At 68.8% G+C, this 18,458-nt stretch carries 26 protein-coding genes; all 26 read right to left on the bottom strand.

The features are described 5' to 3' along the window. Positions 1-19: 19 nt before the first annotated feature. Positions 20-445 (bottom strand): C40 family peptidase, encoded by a 426-nt coding sequence (locus EEY80_RS14210; protein WP_126977481.1) that lies wholly within the window; start codon positions 443-445, stop codon positions 20-22. Further along, positions 442-972 (bottom strand): hypothetical protein, encoded by a 531-nt coding sequence (locus EEY80_RS14205; protein ID WP_126977479.1) that lies wholly within the window; start codon positions 970-972, stop codon positions 442-444. Before EEY80_RS14205 ends, EEY80_RS14210 begins: the two co-directional genes overlap by 4 nt. Then, positions 969-1,400: a hypothetical protein gene (locus tag EEY80_RS14200; RefSeq protein WP_235829853.1), complete on the bottom strand. Its 432-nt coding sequence runs from the start codon at positions 1,398-1,400 to the stop codon at positions 969-971. The genes EEY80_RS14205 and EEY80_RS14200 overlap by 4 nt, the downstream gene beginning before the upstream one ends. Beyond that, positions 1,385-5,047 carry a phage tail tip lysozyme gene (locus EEY80_RS14195; protein WP_126977477.1) on the bottom strand — a complete coding sequence of 1,221 codons (3,663 nt, stop codon included), beginning with the start codon at positions 5,045-5,047 and terminating at the stop codon, positions 1,385-1,387. Before EEY80_RS14195 ends, EEY80_RS14200 begins: the two co-directional genes overlap by 16 nt. Before the next feature lie 2 nt (positions 5,048-5,049). Further along, entirely contained in the window at positions 5,050-5,271 is a 222-nt protein-coding gene (locus EEY80_RS20730; protein ID WP_407920737.1) for a DUF1799 domain-containing protein, read from the bottom strand. A 128-nt stretch (positions 5,272-5,399) separates the two neighbouring features. Further along, positions 5,400-5,729, bottom strand: coding sequence for a hypothetical protein (locus EEY80_RS20505; protein ID WP_126977475.1), 330 nt, complete (start codon positions 5,727-5,729; stop codon positions 5,400-5,402). Positions 5,730-5,787: 58 nt separating this feature from the next. Further along, positions 5,788-6,726 (bottom strand): phage tail tube protein, encoded by a 939-nt coding sequence (locus EEY80_RS14180; RefSeq protein ID WP_126977473.1) that lies wholly within the window; start codon positions 6,724-6,726, stop codon positions 5,788-5,790. Position 6,727: 1 nt separating this feature from the next. Then, the gene (locus EEY80_RS14175) at positions 6,728-6,919 is read right to left on the bottom strand and encodes a hypothetical protein (protein WP_126977471.1); all 192 of its coding nucleotides are present in this window, start codon (positions 6,917-6,919) and stop codon (positions 6,728-6,730) included. Next, on the bottom strand, positions 6,916-7,347 hold the full coding sequence (locus EEY80_RS14170) for a phage tail terminator protein (RefSeq protein WP_126977469.1): 432 nt from the start codon (positions 7,345-7,347) through the stop codon (positions 6,916-6,918). Before EEY80_RS14170 ends, EEY80_RS14175 begins: the two co-directional genes overlap by 4 nt. Next, positions 7,347-7,775: a gp436 family protein gene (locus tag EEY80_RS14165; RefSeq protein ID WP_126977467.1), complete on the bottom strand. Its 429-nt coding sequence runs from the start codon at positions 7,773-7,775 to the stop codon at positions 7,347-7,349. The genes EEY80_RS14170 and EEY80_RS14165 overlap by 1 nt, the downstream gene beginning before the upstream one ends. A gap of 150 nt (positions 7,776-7,925) precedes the next feature. After that, positions 7,926-8,312, bottom strand: coding sequence for an HI1506-related protein (locus EEY80_RS14160; protein WP_126977465.1), 387 nt, complete (start codon positions 8,310-8,312; stop codon positions 7,926-7,928). A 3-nt stretch (positions 8,313-8,315) separates the two neighbouring features. Continuing rightward, a complete protein-coding gene (locus EEY80_RS14155; protein WP_126977463.1) occupies positions 8,316-9,212 on the bottom strand; it encodes a Mu-like prophage major head subunit gpT family protein in 897 nt (298 codons plus the stop codon). Between the two features lie 12 nt (positions 9,213-9,224). Further along, a complete protein-coding gene (locus EEY80_RS14150; protein ID WP_126977461.1) occupies positions 9,225-9,671 on the bottom strand; it encodes a hypothetical protein in 447 nt (148 codons plus the stop codon). Further along, positions 9,671-10,723 (bottom strand): phage protease, encoded by a 1,053-nt coding sequence (locus EEY80_RS14145; protein ID WP_126977459.1) that lies wholly within the window; start codon positions 10,721-10,723, stop codon positions 9,671-9,673. The genes EEY80_RS14150 and EEY80_RS14145 overlap by 1 nt, the downstream gene beginning before the upstream one ends. A 113-nt stretch (positions 10,724-10,836) precedes the next feature. Then, positions 10,837-11,310: a phage virion morphogenesis protein gene (locus EEY80_RS14140; protein ID WP_164738267.1), complete on the bottom strand. Its 474-nt coding sequence runs from the start codon at positions 11,308-11,310 to the stop codon at positions 10,837-10,839. Positions 11,311-11,377: 67 nt separating this feature from the next. After that, positions 11,378-12,658 carry a PBECR3 domain-containing polyvalent protein gene (locus EEY80_RS14135; protein ID WP_126977455.1) on the bottom strand — a complete coding sequence of 427 codons (1,281 nt, stop codon included), beginning with the start codon at positions 12,656-12,658 and terminating at the stop codon, positions 11,378-11,380. Continuing rightward, positions 12,651-14,309 (bottom strand): DUF935 domain-containing protein, encoded by a 1,659-nt coding sequence (locus EEY80_RS14130; protein ID WP_126977453.1) that lies wholly within the window; start codon positions 14,307-14,309, stop codon positions 12,651-12,653. Before EEY80_RS14130 ends, EEY80_RS14135 begins: the two co-directional genes overlap by 8 nt. Beyond that, complete coding sequence (locus tag EEY80_RS14125; RefSeq protein WP_126977451.1) at positions 14,306-14,512, bottom strand: hypothetical protein; 207 nt, start codon at positions 14,510-14,512, stop codon at positions 14,306-14,308. The genes EEY80_RS14130 and EEY80_RS14125 overlap by 4 nt, the downstream gene beginning before the upstream one ends. Before the next feature lie 57 nt (positions 14,513-14,569). Next, positions 14,570-14,749 carry a hypothetical protein gene (locus EEY80_RS14120; protein ID WP_126977449.1) on the bottom strand — a complete coding sequence of 60 codons (180 nt, stop codon included), beginning with the start codon at positions 14,747-14,749 and terminating at the stop codon, positions 14,570-14,572. After that, positions 14,749-16,239, bottom strand: a complete 1,491-nt coding sequence (locus EEY80_RS14115; RefSeq protein ID WP_126977447.1) for a phage terminase large subunit family protein — start codon at positions 16,237-16,239, stop codon at positions 14,749-14,751. Before EEY80_RS14115 ends, EEY80_RS14120 begins: the two co-directional genes overlap by 1 nt. Continuing rightward, a complete protein-coding gene (locus EEY80_RS14110) occupies positions 16,240-16,776 on the bottom strand; it encodes a phage protein Gp27 family protein (RefSeq protein ID WP_126977445.1) in 537 nt (178 codons plus the stop codon). Between the two features lies 1 nt (position 16,777). After that, on the bottom strand, positions 16,778-17,083 hold the full coding sequence (locus tag EEY80_RS14105) for a VpaChn25_0724 family phage protein (protein WP_126977443.1): 306 nt from the start codon (positions 17,081-17,083) through the stop codon (positions 16,778-16,780). Next, positions 17,080-17,436 (bottom strand): DUF2730 family protein, encoded by a 357-nt coding sequence (locus EEY80_RS14100; RefSeq protein ID WP_126977441.1) that lies wholly within the window; start codon positions 17,434-17,436, stop codon positions 17,080-17,082. The genes EEY80_RS14105 and EEY80_RS14100 overlap by 4 nt, the downstream gene beginning before the upstream one ends. A gap of 138 nt (positions 17,437-17,574) precedes the next feature. After that, on the bottom strand, positions 17,575-17,829 hold the full coding sequence (locus EEY80_RS14095) for a hypothetical protein (RefSeq protein ID WP_126977439.1): 255 nt from the start codon (positions 17,827-17,829) through the stop codon (positions 17,575-17,577). After that, the gene (locus tag EEY80_RS14090; protein ID WP_126977437.1) at positions 17,829-18,209 is read right to left on the bottom strand and encodes a hypothetical protein; all 381 of its coding nucleotides are present in this window, start codon (positions 18,207-18,209) and stop codon (positions 17,829-17,831) included. Before EEY80_RS14090 ends, EEY80_RS14095 begins: the two co-directional genes overlap by 1 nt. Positions 18,210-18,220: 11 nt before the next feature. Then, a partial coding sequence (locus EEY80_RS20140) for an SH3 domain-containing protein (RefSeq protein ID WP_407920736.1) occupies positions 18,221-18,458 on the bottom strand: 238 nt, incomplete at its 5' end.

Raw genomic sequence — 18,458 nt, 5'->3', positions numbered from 1 at the left:
GAGGCGTTGAACGGGGTGTTCAAGGCCGGTCCTCCATCTGGCGGTGGCGGTATATCCCGGCGAGGCGCTGCCCCCAGCGGCTGCGGTCCAGATGCGCGATGCAGGAGCCGGTACGGGGCATGTGCAGCATCAGCCGGCCCGTCACGATGATGCCGACATGCGACCGCCAGCCACCGCGGGTGAACAGCGCCAGATCGAACGGCTGCGGCTGCTCGACCTGGCGCCAGTCGCTCCAGGGCTCGCGGTCCGAGAGGGCGCGCTCGATCTCGCGCGCCTCGGCCGGATCGGCATAGGCCTCGTCATAGGAGGGCAGAGGGATGCCGCACTCGTCCGCATAGACCAGCCGCGCGAGGCCCCAGCAATCGGCACCGGCGCGACTGCGGCCGAGATCGGCATAGGGCAGGCCGAGCCAGGCATCCGACCAGACGGGAGAGGGGCGGGTCACCTGCGATGCACTCCCGGCGCCAGCCCCTTGCTGAAGCTCAGCATCGGATAGCGCTCCTCTTCGATCCGCTTGCGGGCAATCTCCAGCCGCACTTCGCCCGCAGCGATGTCGCGCTCGACCAGCTGCAACCCGCGATGCTCCTCCTCGATCACCGAGGGCGACGAGGCCAGCACCAGGGCGAGATGCACGGTGGCCCGGGGGTGAGTGAAGCTGCGCAACAGGGTGCCGATGGTGCCCGAGAGATCCCAGATCACGATGCTTGCCGCGGCGGGGACATCCTCCTCGTCCGAGGGCAGCGCGGCTGCTGCCAGCACGAACTTGAAGGGCTCGGTCATCGGGTTGGCCCCCAGCCAGGTGCTGCGGGTGCAATAGACGATCGGATCGGCAGACAAGCGCTCTGTCGGATCGGTTGAGAAGCGCAGCGGCGCCGCGAGCGCCGGATGCTCGATCTGGATCAGCAGCAACTCGATCTTGTCGGTGGTGCCCTCATTGGCCGCCCGCCGTGCGGCCAGGGAAATCAGCCTCATGGCATCACCACCACGCTGAACGATTTGACGAACTCGACGCCCTGCACCGTCTCGATCGGCTGGCTGGACCCGAACAGGCAAAGCCATTGCGCGGACAGCAGCATCGGCGTGCCCTCGGCGGTCAGCAGCGGGGTGCCGTCGGCGGTCAGCATCGGCCAGCCGTCGGTGGTCGGATCCGGCATCCAGAACGGCAGGCTGCCGTGGCCCAGATCGCGGTGGAACAGGTCGAACACGCTCCGCTGCAGCCGGGTCAGCGTGACCACCAGCTCGACCGTTTCGGCGACGGCCGAGTAGCGGCGGCGATAGCCGGGCGGTCCGGTTTCCGTGCTGCGGGCGAGGCGCGGGTCCAGCGCCTGGCGCTGATAGCCGGCGCGGCTGGGGCGGGGTAGCTCGGAGGGCCATGTCGGGATCGTCATGAGCGCCGCCATGTCTGCGCCTTGGCGCCCCGGCTGCGCAGTGCCTTGTCGGTGGGACCGCCCCGCTGGCTCACCGCCTGCGCGACGGCCTTGTTCAGCCGCGCCTCGACGGTGATGCCGCCGGTCTCGTCGATGGTCGCTTCGCCCTCGGCCTCGATCGGCACGCCGGAGTTGTTCACCAGGTTGAACGACACGCGCATGGGGCCACCGCCGGCGGCGGGCTGCCGGGCGGCCGGCGACGGTGCGCCGAGGATCGACCGGGTCAGATCGGCCGGCAGGATGGTGCTGGGGCCGGTATATTCGAGCTCCGGTCCGTTCTCGCCGACAATGCGCAGCCCGCCCGCGTGGACGCCGCCCACCGCGAATCCCGGAATGCCGAGCGCGCCGAAGATCGTTCCGAACAGGCCCTCGGCACCGGCGCCGCCGGTGAGCATATTGGCCAGGGCCGACCCGAAGGCATCGAACCCGCTGCCGAGCGTGCCGAGGCCGGCCGTCGCCTCGCCGGTCGCGCCGGTGAAGGTCGTCATCGCAGCCTCGGCCGCGGCGAGGCGCGACGGCCAGCTCTCGGCCATGGCCGCATCGGAGGGTCGCTCGAATCCCGTCATCCAGGCGGAGGTGGCGCCGGCGACATCGGTGGAGGACAAGAGCTTCTGCAGCGCCTCCTTCTCCGAGCTCATCAGCTCCTGCCAGACATATTCCAGCTGGCCCTGCACATTGCCGAGGCCGCTCATGCCGCCGAGCGAGCCCAGCAAGCCGGCGCCGCGCTCCGCATGGTGCTGGAACAGGCCGTAGGAGGTACCGTTGTCGCCCACCGCCAGCGGGTTGAAGCCGCTTTCGCCCTGGACGTTGCCCATGATGCCCGCGATCTGATGCGGCGCCAGTCCCTTGCCCCCGAAGAACTCCCAGATCTGCCTCTGGATCTCGCCCGACATCGACGGCGCGGCGGCAACGTTCGCCGCGCCGATCCCGGTCGCGCCCATGGCAGCCATCGGGCTCCCGAGCATGCCCGCAATGCTGCCATTGAGAACCACCGTCGCCGCGGTGACATTCATCGAGCCGACGCCCATGCTGCTCGCCGTCGCCGTCAGCTCCGGTGCCTGCCCGGTCAGGCGGCCCCAGATACCCTGCAAGCCGCCGACGTCCTGCATCGTGCCGTAGTTGGTGCCGAGGATCGCGTTCTTCAGCGGGTTCGTGACCGCCAGCTCGGTGAACACGTCCGAGAGTTCGTCGGCAACCGCCTCCAGCGCCCCGATGATATCGCCACCCTTGAGCTGTTCGACGATGCCGTCGATGGCGCTCTCGGCCGAGGACTGGACGTCCTGCCAGGCCGCGGTCTGGCGCTCGATGCTGCGGGTCAGCTCGAACTCCTGCATCGCCGCGGCCCGGATCTCGGCCGCGCGGGCGCTGGTCAGGTCGATGCCCTCGCGGCGCAGGTCGCGCTCGACCTCCCACAGCGCGATGGTGCGGCGCTGGATCGCCTCGTTCTGGCCCAGGAGGCTCTGCTCGAGCCGGAGCTTGTCGATCCGCTCCTGCTGGTCCGCCAGATAGCTGTTGCCCGCGGCGATGCGGCCGAACGGATCGGCCGAGGCCAGCCCCCGCGCCGCCTCCCAGGCCTCGCGCAGATGGGTCTTCATCTCCTCGGAGATCCGCATCGTCGCGAGCTGCTGCTCGAAGGCCCGCCGGTCGGCCGCGATCTGCAGCTCCTTCACCCGCAGGCTGTCTTCGCCGTGGATCAGGATCGCCTGGCCGATCGCGGCCTCCTCGCGCAGGTCGGCCAGCAGGTCCTGGCCGCGCTTGTCGGCGGCGCCTTGCCGGATGGCATTCGCCCGGTCGCGCTCCGCCTGGAACAGCGCCTGCGCCATCGCGATCAGCTGCGGTCCGAGGCCCATCTCGGCAAGCCGGGCGGCCTGGACATCCCAGGCATGGCGGGCGCGGACGGCCTCGACCTCGGCCGAATCCTCGCCGAACTGCAGGATGGCGGTGGAGAGTTCCTGCTGGCGCCCAAGATCGGCGAAGACCTCGGTTTGGGCCTTCTGGCGCCGGGCCTGTGCTGCGTCGGCATCGGCATTGAGCTTGGCGTTGAGCGCCGCATAGGCGCGCAACTCTTCCGCGCTGCCCTGCTGGACCTTCATGTCCTCGAGCCGGATCCGAAGAGCCTCGCGCGCCTGCCGGGCACGGATACCTTCGACCTCGACGCTGTTCTCGCCATAGCGCAGCGAGGCTTCCGCCAGCTCCAGCTGCTGCGTGTAGCCCTGCACCATTCTGTCGATCTGGTGGGTGATCGCATTGGCCTGGGCGGTGCCGTTCAGGACCGCTTCGAATTTCGCAGCGTCGATCGCGGCCGAGCTGAGCGCGCCCCAGAGTTCGCGCAGTTCCTTCGTCATGCCGGTGAAGGATCCGCCGCCCGCCATCGCCGCCTGCAGCGCCAGCAGCTGCTCGGTCACCGCCTCGATGTCGCCAGCCTCTGCAAGCGCCTTGATCTCGGCGGTGCGCTTCTCGAAGTCGTCGAGAGAATTGGCGGCGCCAAGGGCGGAGTAATTCGCGATCCGACTCGACTCTTCCGGGAACGAGAGCGCGCCCCCCATACCGCCGATCGTGCCGATGGCGAGCGACCGCGCGGTCAACTGAAGAAAGCTCTCCTCAATGTCCCTATCGAGGAAACCGTCGATCACGTCACCGAGCTGCTTCAGTTCGGCCGCCCGATCCAGATCGAGCATGCCCTGCGCCAGGCCGCGCACCGACCCGGTGAGGCTGCCGAAGGTGTCTTCCAGCCGCACGGTGCCCAGCAGATCGAGATTGCCGCGCATCCGCGCCAGCGTGCCGTTCAGGTCCTTCAGCTCGTCGTCGAAACTCCGCGTCTCGCCGCCGAGCCTCGACAGCGCCTGGACGCCCGCGGCGCCGAGGCCGATCATGCCGAGGGTCAGCAGCCCGACCGGGTTGAGCACCATGCCCAGCGCCCCGGTCAGGGCCGCGCCCAGAGATACGCCCTGGCCGCGCATCTGGCCCATGATCTGCACGACCTGCGGTCCCTGCTGCATCATCAGCATCCAGGGCGACTGCCCCACCGCGGTCATCATGAAGATGTCGTTCATCTGGAACGACAGGTTCGCCGCATGGGCGGCGGCGGCGCGCGAGGCGTCGCCGAACTGCCCGAGGCCGGCGGTAAACGGCGTCAGTGCCAGCGCCGCGCGGCTCCGCGCCGCGGCCGCCTCCTGGGCGGAAATCGCCCCCAGCCGCTCGGCCTCGGCGATGCCGTGGAGCTGCAGTTCGTAGTCGCGCGAGGCGGCGAAGAGCGGGTTGAACCTGGCCTTCAGCTCATCGAGCATCGCGCCGTGCCGGAGCTGCGCCGCGAAGGCGCCTTCCGACGCCGTCTTGATCCCCGCGAAGGCCGCCACCTGGCGTTGCATGACGGTTTCGGCGGCGGTCATCGCGCCCACCATCTGGGTGATGGGCTGGGTCATCGCCGCGATGCCGCTGGCCGCGGTCTGCGCCGCAGCACCGGCCCGATCGATGGCCGCGCCGGCGGCGGACGTCTTGCGGCCGGCCTCCTCGGCCGCGGTGCCCAGCGCCTTCACGTCCCCGCCAAGGGCCGCCGCCTCCCGGCGCGCCTGTTCGGCCGCGAGACGGATCAGGACGGATATGTTGATCTCGCCGGCCATGGCTACCTTTCGCGGTTCAGTTCTTCACGGGCGCCGTGTTCGATCAGGCGGAGATCCATCCAGGTTTCCGGCGAGACGGTGAGGCCCGCCAGATCGAAGCCGGTCTTGGCGGCCGCGTAGTCGAGGCCGATCCAGTAGGTCCCGCCGAGACCCCGCGGCGTGGCGCGCCATTGACCGGAGACCAGCAGGAAGGCGGTCCAAGCGGCCTCGTTCTCGGCCCAGATGCCTTCGAAGCCGGTCCTGTCTTCCCATCCGCCGGGGAGATCGATCCCCCAGAGCCGGGCGTCGTCAGCGGCTTCGTCCAGCGCGGTTCCGTCTGCGTCGCCCCGGGCCCATGCCGCCCCGGCCTCCTTCAGTTTCCCCGTTTCGCGCCCATCATCGCCGCGTTGTAGGCGTTGATGATCGCGGTGCGGACATAGGCAATATCGATCAGCCAGTCGCGGGAGGCGTCGTTGAAGGCGATCGGCTCGCCGGCCTCGTCGGCCACACCCTCCCACCCGACCAGGATGGCGCGCAGGAAGTCCACCGTGCCTTCGGGCGTGAAGGTGTTGATGGCAGCCATCTCGCTGACCGGAAGGGCCTTGAAGCGGGCGGTGAAGCTCGACTCGACCACGCCGCCCTCGGTCGGTGCGGTCACCCTCACGGTTGCGGTGAAGACCGGGTTCTTGATCACCTTGAACATCGGATCTGGCTTTCTGGCTTTCAGCCTTTCGGGGTTTCGGAGACGGGCAGCAACCGGATCAGGTGAGCGTCAGCGTCCACTGGTCGTTGCCGGCGGTCGGCAGCGGCACCATGCGCAGCGGCCATTCCTTGATGTTCTGCTGGTTCTCCAGCGACTGGGGCCGTTGCATCTGCGCGGCCGGGATCGCCAGCGACGCGATCCGGCCGGCCGCCGTGCCATGGGTCAGCGCCACCGCACCCGTCGTCTGGCTGTAGGCGAGCTGGAAGGGGTTGAGCGTGGTCAGCGGCACCGCCTCGACCGTCGTCTCGATCGTCTCCATCTTGTCGGGGATCAGGACGCTCTCCGAGCCGATCAGGAAGCGGGTCTCCACCTGGTTGCCCAGGTTCAGCGCGAAGGAGCGCATGACGAGCGGGGTGCCGTTGATGGTGAAGACCGGCGTGTTGGCGGTGGTCGCGACCTCCGGCTTCAGCGCGATCTGCGCGGCCAGGGCCGGCGTGGCCTGCGGCGTCTCGGACGGCAGCGAGAAGAGCCCGGTCAGGTCGACCTCGAGATAGACGATGCCCTGGGCGGTGACCCGGATCACGGCCGTGCCGCGCGCCCCGGAGATCTTGTAGAGCGTGCTGGCGATCCAGAGGTAGAGCGTGATCGACTCGTGCCCGTCGGTCACCGGATTGTATTCGACCGATGTATCGGCGGTGATTGTCTCGGCCACGGCGCAGGCGCGCAGCAGCACGCCCCAGGCAGGCGGGGTGCCGGCCTCGCCCGACGGCGTCATCTCGACCCGGAACGACAGGCGCTGGTGCAGACCGGTCGGGATCGATCCCTGCGCGCCGAGCCAGGGCAGCTCGAGCTCACGGCCGACGTCCTGGCCTTCCATCGGTGTCAGGCGCACCTCGGTCGCGAGGATCGCGTTCAGCGCGCCGGTGGGCGTGGGGTCGGTGCCATAGGTGGCCTCGACCTTCGCCAGCAGCACCTTCGATTTCCACTTCAGGGCCATTTCACGCGTCCTTCACGGGCTGTTTTGCGGGCTTCCCGGCGGGCTTGTCCTGGACAGGCTCGAGCACGGGCGGGGCGAGGGTTTCGGAGGGCGCGGCGGGCTCGGGATCCGCCCGCCGCGGCACGAGCGTGCCGTCCGCCTTGCGGGTGAAGCTGCCGCCCGTTCCGGGCATGGGCCGGGATTTCTGGGTCACGGTATGATCCTCAACTGGTCGGGAACGGAAAACTCGAGCTGGAAGGCGAGCGCGCCCTCGCCGAGGTTGATCATCGCGCCGCGCACGAGCTGGAAGGGGCCGATGGCCTCCTCCGGAACCCAGCCGCACAGCGCCTGGATCACGTCCTGCTTCAGGCTCTCGATGGTCGCGCCCTGGCGGCCGAGGCCCCGCTCGGCGGGCACCAGGATCACCACGGCGATCACCTCGTCGACGATCTGGGTGAAGACGCCGGTGGCCGACTCGACGCGGCCGCCCCGGATGCCCGAGGGCATCACATAGGCTCCGCCCTGGGCGGAGCTGATGCCCTTCATCTGCAGGAGGGCCGCGTAGTCCTCGGCGGCGCGGATCCGGCCGGCCAGGGCAACCACCCTGTCGCCGAGCCGCGCGATGATGTCCTGGACGAGCATCAGATGAAGCCCTTCAGGTTCTCTGCCGTCAGCGGCCGTTCGCGGTCGGTGATGCGCGCACCGCCGGTGTTGGCGGTGGCGGGCTCGACGCCGGCGACGGGCAGGCGCACCGCGCCCTTGCCGATCCGGTCCAGCAGGGACATGGCCTCCTTGTAGTCCTTCTCGATCTTCTCGTTGGGCTGATGCCGGTGCAGCTTCCAGATGGCGATCATCTGGGCGATGTCGGACAGCAGCGGCGGAGTCTCGGCGATCGGCAGGACGTAGCGGTCCTTCAGGAAGCCGTCGATCACCGCATCGGTATCGGACAGCACGCGATCGATCACCGCCTCGTCCACGACGCTCGTCGCCACCTCGCCCCGATCCGTCAGCATGACGAGCATCTGCTCGCCATAGCGGTCGGTCAGCTGCTGAAGGGTGGTGTAGGTCATGGGGCGGGCGATCCGTGGCTGGTGCGTGGCGTTCCTGGCGGCGATCGAGCCGCCGCCAGGCAGGCTCCCTTTGCGGAGCGGGGCTTGGTCTCTCACGGCCGGCGCCCATCCCGGCCGCTGCCCGCCGGCCTCCCGCCGGGGATCGGGGGCCTAGACGAACTCGACGGTCAGCGCCGGATCCGCACTCAGCGCCTCCAGCTCGTCCTCGGTCAGGTCGTCCATCGGGATCAGGACAGGCTCGCGCCCGAAGGCCCGGCCAGCGCGGCGCCGGCCCTTCTTCGGGCCGGTGACCTTCACGCACGGCAGCGGAGCGCTGTCATCTCCCGGCGGCTGGCCACCATCGCCGGATGCAGATGCTCCCGCATCGGCGGCCAGCCGAGGGTTTTCCGGCGTCCCCGCGTCGGTGGCCCCCTCGGTATCGGGTGCGGAGGTGGCCTCGGCCGCCTCCGCTGCGACCACCGCTTCAGCGGCCGCTTGCGCCTTGGCCCCGGCGGGGCTGTCTTCGGCGCGGCTGGTATTGGGGGTGCGGCGGGCCATGACTTACAGCCAGTCGCAGATGAAGAGCTCGGCGGTGTTCCGCCAGACGTTGGTGGCGCCGGCGGCATTGCGCTCGGCGTTCAGCAGCTCCAGCGCCTGCGCCTCGAGCGATCGCGGCACCACCAGCAGGTTCGGTTTGATGCCGAGCGGCGAGCCGAAGTCGCCCTTCATGCCGCCGAGCGCGGCCCGCGCGGTCGCGTAATGATCCGCATCGAGCGTCTGCTTCGAGCCCCAGGCCATCTGCCACATGCCGTAGCCGACGTTGCGGCGGGCATCGACGCCGTAGACGAACTCCTTCTTCATGAAGACATTGTCGTCGGTGACATTGTCCTTGCTGACGAACTCGTCCTGCTTCCGGGTCTGAAGGAAGATCGGCTTGATGATTTCGCTGGTGGCCAGCAGGAACCAGGGCGTGCCCGACCCGCCATCGGTGTTCGCCACCGAGACGGGCACGCCGGCCTCGTTCAGCACCGGGTGATCGGTGTCGAAGAAGAACTGCCCGTCATAGCACTCGGTGGCGAAGCCGGCCGCCAGCGCACCGAACACCAGCTGGTTCGGGTGGCGCGCCGCAGCGCGGCCCAGCGTCTTGAACCGGGTGCCGTAGGTGCCGAGCGTGTCGTCCTCGATGTGGTTCTTGCTGACGGCGACCGTCAGCTCGAAATCCTTGTTCTTGATCGCATAGTCGTGCTCGGCCAGGCCGTGAACCACGCGAGGGCCGATCCATTCGCGCATGCCGGGCAGCTCGCCCAGCCAGCCGTATTTCTCCTCGCCCGCGGACGAGGTGACCAGCTCGGCGATCTTCGCATAATCGGCCTTGCCTGCCTCGGCGTCGAAGGCCTGCTGGAAATGGGCCTTAAAGCCGACGCGGAGCGCGTCGAGGGCGGCTGAAGTCAACTTCATGGATCAGACCTCTCAGGAAAGCGCGGCTTTGGTGAGCGCGGCATCGAAACGGACCCAGACGCCGAGCTCGTCGATATCCTCGACGGTGCCGGCCGGGCTGCGGGTGTTGGTGGCATGGGTCTTGGCCACGGTCTGATCGTCGACCGCGTAGCAGACGTTGCCGATGTCGGCGGCGGTGATCTCGTCCGCGCCCGCCGAGTTGGCATAGCGGAACACGCCCGGGGCGTAGACGACATAGGCATCGCCGGCCGAACCGGCGCTGTTGTCGACCAGTTCCTCGGCGCGGCCGGCACCAACGAGGCCGGTGGCGGTCGAACCCTTCACCAGGGTACCCGCGGCGTTGCGCATGACCATGGCGCCCGCGAAGATCATCGCGCCGGCGGCGGCAAGGCCGCGACGGGGCGCCGGCGCCGGATCGAGCAGCTGGGGCGTGTTGCGGTTGGCGGTCAGCGCGGCCATCAGAGTGCCTCCTCGTTGTCCGCCTTCAGCGCGGCGGCATAGGTCTTGGGATCAAGGCCGAGGGCCCTGGCCGCCGCCACATGTTCGGACTGGAGCGCGAGCTCGCCCTCCTTCGCCGGCAGGGCCGGCAAGATGGTGTTGCCGGCGCCGATCACCGGCAGCGCCGCGATCTCCTTCTCGACGCGGGCGGCATCTTCCATGTGCATGGCGATGTAATGCTCGCGCAGCGGCTTCACCCCGACCCGGCCCCGCTTGATCTCGGCGTCGACGAAGCCTTCCGCCCGCGCCCTGGCGCCCGTGGAGATCACCTCGTTGAGCTTGGTCGCCAGCGTGGTCAGCTCCGACTGCAGGGCGACGATGACCTTCTTGTCATCGGTCTGGCTGACGGTCTTCGCGGCGGCGAGGATCGTCTCGGGCGTCGCGCCCTCGGCGACGCCGAGTGCCACGCCGATCTGACCGATCTGCGATTGCAGATCGACGGTCGCGGGATCGGGCTTGGCGTTCAACTTCCTGACGGCGGCGAGGATCGCCTCCATCGTCGCGTCATCGGCGAGGCCGAGGGCCTTTGCCAGGGCGGACAGATCCATTTCGGACTCCATATGCAGCGAGGTGAGCCCGCGCAGGTTGGGCTTGTTGGTGAGCGAGGCGCGCGCGATGCCGAAGATGCGCTTGTCGCCGTCATGGATGACCGCCGGGGAAATCCCGAGATAGGCGCGGTCGGCCATCAGGGCACGGCCCGCCTCGGTCCAGTCCACGCGCCCCCAGATCCCGTCATCCCGCGCCTGCAGCTCGAGGATGTAGCCACGGGCCGGGGAGGGCTCTCCACGGGGGGCGGCCCAGTCGATCGCATGGTTCTCGTCGATCGGGAGCTTCTTCCCGACGGCCGAGGCGACGATCTCCTGGGGATCCGTGACCCGGTAGGGACCGCGGTTGTCTCCGGTCATGATCGCCGCGCCGGCAGGCAGCAGGTGGATCCAGTCCGGCACGGTCTTGTCCGTGACGGGAGGCAGGTCCAGGGCCTGCATCAGCGCGATCTGAAGGTGCTTGCTCATGCGCCGACAATCGCGGATCGGGGCGTGCCGATACATCCGCAAGGGTTTGCGGGCGCGGACCACGGGATGCGAAGCGGGGATGCCCCCACAGTGGCCCGGTCAGGGACGCGCGGTCAATTCCCCTGCGAGAGCAAACCCTCGACCCATTCCTGCAGCGCTTCGGCGATGTTGGAGCGGTCGGTCTCGCTCAGACCCATGAAGGGGCGCGCGGGGATGTTTCCCCAGGGAAGCGGCCGGCCCTTCGCGGTCTGGCCGAAGGCGCCCTTCGCCGCGCCGTAATGCATGGTGCGGACCTGCCTGCCGGTGGCGATGACCTCGGCATAGTCCGGGCCGTACTGATGATTGATGTTCCGTGCCATCTCGCCGGTGTCGATCAGCGGCCGGGGATCGCGGGTCCTCGTGAAGGGGGAGTTCAAGGCCCAGGCGGTGCCATCGGGCGCGCCGAGGCTGCGCTCGATGCGCTGCTGGTGGCTCTCGGCCAGGAAACCGCCGATCTCGTTGGTGACCTCGGACATGTCCTCGAGCCCGGCCCCGAGCCGCGCCAGCGCCCTGTCCAGGTCATCGTCCTTCAATTCGAGCGTGAACATCGCTATATTGCTCCTGCTGGCGCGGGACATCGACCGCCGCGGATCGGCCGATGGTACGCTCAGGGCGTCATGGTCGGGGACGCGCCGGCACTTCCACCCACATCGTGACCAGGCTCAGCCGACGCCGGCCGGGGCGCAGCTCGAAGAGCGCGACGAGCCGATCGGTGCCGACCTGCTTCTCATAGCGGATCACCTGCAGCTGTCCCGGACGCACATCGCCCAGGCTGACGGAATCGGGCGCATTCAGCAGCTCGCCCAGCCGCCCCAGATCTTCGGGCGTCACGGCGCGCTGGCCGCGGCTGCGCTCGGTCGCGGCATTGCCGTGGCGGTCGAAGACGTGGCGGACGGCGTTCCGGTCGACAGCGAAGTCATAGAGTGCCTCGCCGAGATCCGCGCCGGTCAGGCGCTCGATCTCGGCCCGCTGCGGTGCCGTGGCCAGCCCCAGCGTCTTTTGCGGCTCCACCACCACCTTCGGATCGATCGGCGCCCCATTGCGCGCCCCCTGGACCCGCTCGACCCATCTCCGGAGCTCCGTCCTCATGCTCGGCAGGTCGCGATATCCGGTCGAGAAAGCGTCGACGTGCGCCGCCGGCACCTGGCGCATATAGGCGGTGGCGAGACTGTACTCCCAGTTTACGGCCTTCCTGGTCATCTCGTTGATCGTCTGCGAGACCGTGCCGCCCGGCATATAGTCCCAGCCCTTGTCGATCCCGACCGGCGCGCCCGTCTTCGGATCGATCCTGTCCCAGAACTCGGGCAGCTTCTTGTCCGGATCGCCGCCGAGACGGCGAACGCCGGCGGCCGAGCGGGCGCCGCGGATCCGGCAGGAGCAGCCCCAGCCGTTCGGCGCATACCACTTCAGCCAGAACGGATGATCGGAAGGCAGCGCGATCCCGTCCAGCGCCAGGTGATGGACGCGGGGCTCGCGCGACCCGCCATGCAGATAGACCCAGATCGGGAAGTTGCCGTCGCGCAGCTGCGCGAGGCGGCCCGCGGCGCGCGAGACCGACATGTTGGTCTGGAACACGACCCGGGTGCGCCAGGCTTCGCCCTTCGCCGTTCCCTCGCCGGTCCAGCCATGCCAGCCGCGCTTCTCGACGATGGATTTCCAGTCCCGGCGAAACGCCTCGAGCCCGCCGCCGCTGACATTCGCGCTGTCGATCGCCGCGAAGATGTCCGTCAGCAGATCGGTCTTCAACGCACCGGCGACCATGAAGCTGCTGTCATGCGCGGATCGCTGGATGTCGTCCCACCGCGATGTCGGCACGAGGTCGCCCAGGCGAAGCCGCAGCGCCGCCACCTGTTCGGGAAACGGAACCCCCAGCGAGCCGCGGACCGGATCAGCCATCTTCGCTGGCGACCTCGGCGCGGCCGAGCGCGTGGGAGAGGATCAGGCCCTGGGCGAGCTTGGCGCCCATCCCGGTCGAGACGATCTGCGGGTAGGCCGCGATCAGCATCTCGCGGGCCTCCTCGAGCGAGCCCGCCGCCTCGATCACCGCCTCGATCGTTTCCAGCATGCCGTCCATGTCGGACGCCGTTTCGGCGAGGAGCTGGTCGACCAGATCGCTCTCCGGCGCCAGCGCCGCTGGGAGGGCCGTGGAGGCCCCTTCGGCATTCAGGGCGACCGATGTGCCCGGCGGGGCCTCACCCCGTTTAAATTCGCCGGGATTCCGTTTAATAGCCGGGTTCGACCCAGGAGGCGCCTTCGGGAGTGCAGCCGGAGGGGTGGAGAGGCCGGTTTCGGGCGGTTTCGGGGCGCCCAGGACCTCGGCGCCGGCGTCAGGTTCCTCGAAGCCCAGACGATCCCGCACCTCCGACATCTGCACCTTCAGGCCGAGCGGCACCAGCTCTTTCAGCGCCGCGGTCATGCCGGCGATGTCTTCGACCTTGGGGCGCCGGATCCTGATCCGCGGATACTTGCGCCGCGGGCCGTACTCCAGCATCACCCAGGGCCGGACCAGGTCGCGGTTGAGGATCCCCGCAAGGGCAGTCGCATCGGCCGTCTCGATATCTTCCTGCACCAGGCGCTGCACGCGCCCGACGGCATAACCGCCGGCAACGGCATCGGTGGTGCCCGTCTGCCCCAACACGGCCTTCGAGATCTGCTGGTCGAGCCAGTCCGACCGTTCCTTGTAATGGCCGGACGAGGAGCCGACGTTTTTCGCCTCGACGAACTCCAGCGACATGCTGTCCGGGATGATCGCCGCGCAGTCGCCCGCAATGTTGGCCACCGCCCGGAACAGCGTATCCTTGTCGCTCTCGGAGGCGCCGGCATGCCATTTGCCGACCCGCAGCGGTTGGCCATAGGTCTGCGTGAAGATCGCCCAGTCCCGCTGGGTGAACGCCTTGAACATCCAGCCCCAGCTCGCGACCCGGGCGAGGCCCGAGCGCAGGGCGAGGCCGGACTTGGCCGGGATGTTGGCATAGATGAAGTGGAAGGGCTCGAGCGGCACCTCCTGGCCGTGCTCGTCGATCATCATCGGCGTTGCCAGGTCGTGCCGGGCGAACCGGAAATGCCGGGGATCGCGCCGCTCCAGCCGAAGGGGTTGCCACTGGCCCTCCGAAGCGTCCCAGAGGATCTCGGTGAACGAGTAACCCTTCCCGATGCAGTCGAGAATGTGGAAGAGATCGTCGGTCAGCTCGTCGCGATCCAGCCAGTCCCGGATCATGTCGGCAATCCTGACATCCTCGGGATCGTCGCTGGCTGCCTCCACCGTCACCTCGATCTGGCTGACGGCGCGCTTGCGGGTACCGAGGACGCCCAGGTAGTGCGGGTCGCGCTCCTCGATCGTCTCGGCCAGCTCGAGGTACTGGATCGGGTCGCCCTGGTCGGCGGCGCGCAGGATGTTGGCGAGACGCATCGGGTTGAGCCCGTCGCCCGGATAGCCGGAGATCGGCGAGCGGACGCCGCCGAGCGTCGGCGCGGCGACCTCTGTCACAAGGGCCTGCCGGCGCACCGGATTGCCCCAGCGGTCGAGCAGCTGCGGGGTGCGGGTCATGCCACATCCCCTTCAGCAAGCAGATCGTCATAGACGGCGAGCAGGTCCCACCTGTCGATCTTCTTTGACCGCAGGGCGTGAAGCGCCCGCAGAGCTTCCGGGTCGGCCAGGACGGCCTGCCGCCGCTCTTTCGCCTCGTCCAGCTCGCGGCGGAGGTCTGCGCCGGAAATCGGGGCAAACTTGACAGTGAGGCTTCTGGCCATCGGCGGCGTCCTTTGGGTTGTGGTGGAAACTTCCCTTCTGCGCATGACTGGAGCTTCCTAAGTCGGGTCTTCCACGACGATCGAAACCTTGTACCTCCGGCCATCCATCTCGAATGCCCACTTCGCGACCGCTCCGGGAACAACCGAATTCATTCCCCTGAGCCGCTCGGCCATCTCAATGATCTTCCATCCGATTTCGCTTGCATCGTCTTCATCATCCTCGGTGCGACCCACCATCACAGGTCCCCCCGCAGGCCGGCGCCGAGCGGACTGTCCCACCAGTCCCGGCCCGGGCGGACGTCATCCTCGCGACGCGGACGCTCTTCCAGGCGGCCGGGCTTGGCGGCCCCGGGGAAGGCCGGCGCAGCACGATAGCCATATTCCGCCGGCGGCTGCTGCGCGGCCGAGACGGCCAGCGCGCCCGCCCAGAAGCGGTCGGCGTGGCCGTCGCTGTCGCTGTCGGCGATGAGGCGGCGGATCCCGGTGATCCCGACCTGGCTCTTGATCGAATGAAGATCGGCGCGAAGCACCGGATCGCCGGCCGGGATGCGCGCGCGCCGATCCTGCATCGTCTCCTTCAGCGCCGTCGCCATGTCGAGCTTCGCGGCGGTCGAGAACAGCACCCCCTCGACGCGCAACTCGCCATGCCGGCGCTTCGCGTCCTCGACCGGCTTCTCGCCCATCCCGGTCTGGTCCATCCGGAGCCGGACCACCCGGTAGCGCTTCATCACCTCGTCGAGGAGGCGGTCCTGCTCGGCGAAGCTGATCCGCCGCCTTGCGATGATCTCGCGCGTCCAGAGCACGTCGCCCACCAGCTCGAGCACCCAGATCACGAAGAGGTCGTTCCTCGCGGCGATGTCGACGCCGACATAGCAGAGGCCGCCGGCATAGGCGGCCGGGTCGCCCGCGTCGGTATGCTCGGCCGAGGAGATCAGGTCGTAGTCGAGCCAGGCGCTCGCCTCGTCCAGCCAGGCGAGCTCGAACTCCTGCGCCCAGGCGTCCTGGTCGGCCATGCCGGCGCGCAGTTCGTCGATATCGACGTCGAGGCCCTGGCGCACGGCCTCGTAGATGTCGACGTGGTGCTTCGACCAGCCGTTGTCGGCCGATGTCATCAGCTCATAGAACTTGTTGCCCTTGCCGTTCGGGGTGCTGATCACGCGGATCTTGTGACCGCCGCGTGCGGCCACCGGGAAAGCCGAGCCCCAGATGCGCCGCGAATCCGCGTGGAAGGCGAACTCGTCGAGCAGGAGGTTACCGCCGAAGCCGCGGGCGGCGTCGGGGCTCGCCGAGAGCGCCACCACCCGCGAGCCGCCCGGGAAATGCACCTCCTGCGTCTTGTAGCGGGCCTCGGGCACATCGATCGTCACCACCTGGTCGCCCTGGTGGATTTCGCGGGCATGGGCGGGGACATGGAATTCGTCCTCGACGAACCGCGGTTGCCCTTGGCGAGACAGGCCGGTGAGCACCGCGTAATAGGCCCGTGTCATCGGCTTCAACGCGTCTTCAAGGGCCTCCTTCGCCGTGTTCTCCGAGCGTGACAGGATGGTCCAGCGCACCTTGCGCCGGTCGATCTCCGCCCGGATGCAGTCGTCAACGATCTCGCCGCAGCTCCCGAAGGTCTTGCCGCCGCGGCGGGTGAACATGCCGATCTTGAAGCGCGACTGGTCGGCGATCCAGGCGCGCTGATAGGGCAGGAAGCTGATGACCGGCTGTTCGATGGCGGGCATTCACGCAAACCCCATGATCTCGCGGGCCTGCTGTCGGAAATCTGCGGAGATGTCGCCGGCCGCGACTGCTGCATCGAGCTTCGCCGCCTGGGCGGTGCGCTCGGCGGCCAGGATCGCATCGCGCAGCGAGGTCGACCGGATCAGGTTGTTGAGCGCCGTGGTCAGGTCCTTCATCCCACGCGGATCGGGCAAGGCGTCGGGCGCGGCCATGGCCATCTGCAGGCGCCACTGGATCGTCGTCAGCTGCTGGAACAACGCCTTGGTGACGTTCGCTTCGTCGGTGAGGCTGGCTTCCTCAAGGAAGATCCGGATCTCGTCCTGGGCCTGCTGCTGAAGCCGGGCGTAATCGCGGAATTCCTGCCCGTAGGCATGGATCGCTGACTTGCCGATCCGAAGCTCGAGCCCGCCGTCTGCCAGGCGGAGGTTCAGTGCCTCGGCGATCGCCTCGTAGTCGGCGAAGCCGCGAGCGCGCAGCTCTTCCTGCAGCCACGTCAGAAGCTCCGGCGGGAGGAGGTCGATCTTGCGGGGCGGCGGCATGTCAAAGCCTCGGCCGCGGGCTCGGCCGTTCGATCTCGGGATGGCTGGTCAGTCCGCGCGCGATCTCGACGCCACGCGTGCTCGCCGCGGCGATCACCACGGTCCCCAAGTCCTCGACGGCAATGAATCCCTGCTCCCTGAGCCAGGTCAGCTCGGTCACCACCTGGTCGCGGGTCGAGGTGATCCCGAGGCCGTTGAGGACCGACTGCAGGATCGCCGCATTCGAGGTATAGTCCGGACAGGCCTCGAGATGGCGCAGCAGCGCGAGGCGACGGTGGCGCCGCAGGAAATCGCCGTAATCGGTCATCTCGCCTTCTCCAAGAGGTAGTTCTCGAGCCGTTGCACCACCGCCTCCTGGCGCGCGCCCGTCGCGACGGCCGATGCCTGGTTGGCCCGCACCTCCTTCATGTCGCCCCGGAGGCCCTCGAGCGCGAGCCGCAGCTCGTGCATGTCTTCCTTTGCGGGAAGGCCGGACAGGGTCTGCTCGACGCTGGTGATCCGCATCTCGTGCCGGTCGAGCCGGGCGACTGCCTCCTCGAGCCGCTTGTCGTTCTTTCGCGCTCCGGAGGTCAGCGCCGTCCAGAGTGCGGTGCCGAGGGAGAGCAGCGTCGAAAGAGCCGCGGCCCAGGCAACGACCGGGCCGATGTCCAGAACCGTCATGCGCCGCCCTCGAAGGTGCAGCCCGCCGCGAGCCCCGATATCAGCAGATCGCCCGAGACCACGGCGGCATCGTCACCGCCTGTCGCCAGCGCCCGCGCATGGGCGCGGGCCAGAGGTTCCAGTGCGGCGCAGAGCGCCTCACCGCTCGGGCGGGGTTCCGGTCTCGCCGGCGCCGAACCGGCGCAGGCGCTCACGAGCAGCATCAGGAGGCAGAGGAGTGCGGGTCGCATCGTCGATCCTTTCGCGGGTGTCGATGGTGTCCTGGGCGGCATCGGCGGCGATTTCCTCGCGCACCTCTGCCTTGGCCGCGTCGCGGATCAGCTTCCGGCCGGTGAAGAAGACGATGGCGAGACCGAGGAGGGTCGCGGCCATCTCGGCCAGGCTGCCCAGCATCAGCGGACCCCCCAGCCCCAGAGGTCGCGCCACCGCTCGACCATCCGGGACCAGAGGCGGACAAGGAAAGCGCGAAGGCGGGCAATTGCTCCGGACAGCACCTCCACGACCCGCTGCAGCGGCGGACGCAGGGAGAGCGACAGGCGGTAGTGCGGTGCGCGGCGCTCCCACCAGGCCCAGAGGCCGAACCCGAGCGGCGCGAGCAGCATGATCTTCTCGACCACCTGATCGGGGGTGGTGCCGAGGCCCAGATGGGCGAGCCAGGGCAAGGGGTCCCAGCCAAAGGCGTTGCCGATGACGGTCAGCGCCAGCAGGAGCGAGGCGTAGAAGCTGCGCGCATGCCAGGCGGGCAGGATCGGCAGATTGTCGTTCTTGGCCATGGGGGGCCTCCTCACACGGTGAAGTCGGCGGTGTAGGCGGCCAGCACCCATCCCTGCTGGCCGCCATATTCGACGCAGAGCCAGTCGCGGCCGGCGAAGACGCCCTGGCGGAGCAGCGGCAGGAGGGTGGCGTCGGGGATCGCGGCGATGACGTTCGGGTTGAAGCTCGGCCAGCGGCGGAGGTTCAAGGTGTCGCCCGGCGTGTCCGTCTGCACGAAGCGGCCGGGCCGGATCGCGATCGAGCCGGCA

Origin of the sequence: Frigidibacter oleivorans (genome assembly GCF_003993775.1) — a bacterium.
Classification (GTDB): domain Bacteria; phylum Pseudomonadota; class Alphaproteobacteria; order Rhodobacterales; family Rhodobacteraceae; genus Frigidibacter; species Frigidibacter oleivorans.
Note: the sequence above shows the minus strand (reverse complement) of the source record. Positions and strands in the feature narration are given on the sequence as shown.

Bases quoted from the DNA above. Each gene is read 5' to 3' on its own strand.
- EEY80_RS14205 (WP_126977479.1), bottom strand. From the start codon at position 972: ATGAGGCTGATTTCCCTGGCCGCACGGCGGGCGGCCAATGAGGGCACC.
- EEY80_RS14200 (WP_235829853.1), bottom strand. From the start codon at position 1,400: ATGGCGGCGCTCATGACGATCCCGACATGGCCCTCCGAGCTACCCCGC.
- EEY80_RS14195 (WP_126977477.1), bottom strand. From the start codon at position 5,047: ATGGCCGGCGAGATCAACATATCCGTCCTGATCCGTCTCGCGGCCGAA.
- EEY80_RS20505 (WP_126977475.1), bottom strand. From the start codon at position 5,729: ATGTTCAAGGTGATCAAGAACCCGGTCTTCACCGCAACCGTGAGGGTG.
- EEY80_RS14180 (WP_126977473.1), bottom strand. From the start codon at position 6,726: ATGGCCCTGAAGTGGAAATCGAAGGTGCTGCTGGCGAAGGTCGAGGCC.
- EEY80_RS14170 (WP_126977469.1), bottom strand. From the start codon at position 7,347: ATGCTCGTCCAGGACATCATCGCGCGGCTCGGCGACAGGGTGGTTGCC.
- EEY80_RS14165 (WP_126977467.1), bottom strand. From the start codon at position 7,775: ATGACCTACACCACCCTTCAGCAGCTGACCGACCGCTATGGCGAGCAG.
- EEY80_RS14160 (WP_126977465.1), bottom strand. From the start codon at position 8,312: ATGGCCCGCCGCACCCCCAATACCAGCCGCGCCGAAGACAGCCCCGCC.
- EEY80_RS14155 (WP_126977463.1), bottom strand. From the start codon at position 9,212: ATGAAGTTGACTTCAGCCGCCCTCGACGCGCTCCGCGTCGGCTTTAAG.
- EEY80_RS14150 (WP_126977461.1), bottom strand. From the start codon at position 9,671: ATGGCCGCGCTGACCGCCAACCGCAACACGCCCCAGCTGCTCGATCCG.
- EEY80_RS14145 (WP_126977459.1), bottom strand. From the start codon at position 10,723: ATGAGCAAGCACCTTCAGATCGCGCTGATGCAGGCCCTGGACCTGCCT.
- EEY80_RS14140 (WP_164738267.1), bottom strand. From the start codon at position 11,310: ATGTTCACGCTCGAATTGAAGGACGATGACCTGGACAGGGCGCTGGCG.
- EEY80_RS14135 (WP_126977455.1), bottom strand. From the start codon at position 12,658: ATGGCTGATCCGGTCCGCGGCTCGCTGGGGGTTCCGTTTCCCGAACAG.
- EEY80_RS14130 (WP_126977453.1), bottom strand. From the start codon at position 14,309: ATGACCCGCACCCCGCAGCTGCTCGACCGCTGGGGCAATCCGGTGCGC.
- EEY80_RS14125 (WP_126977451.1), bottom strand. From the start codon at position 14,512: ATGGCCAGAAGCCTCACTGTCAAGTTTGCCCCGATTTCCGGCGCAGAC.
- EEY80_RS14120 (WP_126977449.1), bottom strand. From the start codon at position 14,749: ATGGTGGGTCGCACCGAGGATGATGAAGACGATGCAAGCGAAATCGGA.
- EEY80_RS14115 (WP_126977447.1), bottom strand. From the start codon at position 16,239: ATGCCCGCCATCGAACAGCCGGTCATCAGCTTCCTGCCCTATCAGCGC.
- EEY80_RS14110 (WP_126977445.1), bottom strand. From the start codon at position 16,776: ATGCCGCCGCCCCGCAAGATCGACCTCCTCCCGCCGGAGCTTCTGACG.
- EEY80_RS14105 (WP_126977443.1), bottom strand. From the start codon at position 17,083: ATGACCGATTACGGCGATTTCCTGCGGCGCCACCGTCGCCTCGCGCTG.
- EEY80_RS14100 (WP_126977441.1), bottom strand. From the start codon at position 17,436: ATGACGGTTCTGGACATCGGCCCGGTCGTTGCCTGGGCCGCGGCTCTT.
- EEY80_RS14095 (WP_126977439.1), bottom strand. From the start codon at position 17,829: ATGCTGGGCAGCCTGGCCGAGATGGCCGCGACCCTCCTCGGTCTCGCC.
- EEY80_RS14090 (WP_126977437.1), bottom strand. From the start codon at position 18,209: ATGGCCAAGAACGACAATCTGCCGATCCTGCCCGCCTGGCATGCGCGC.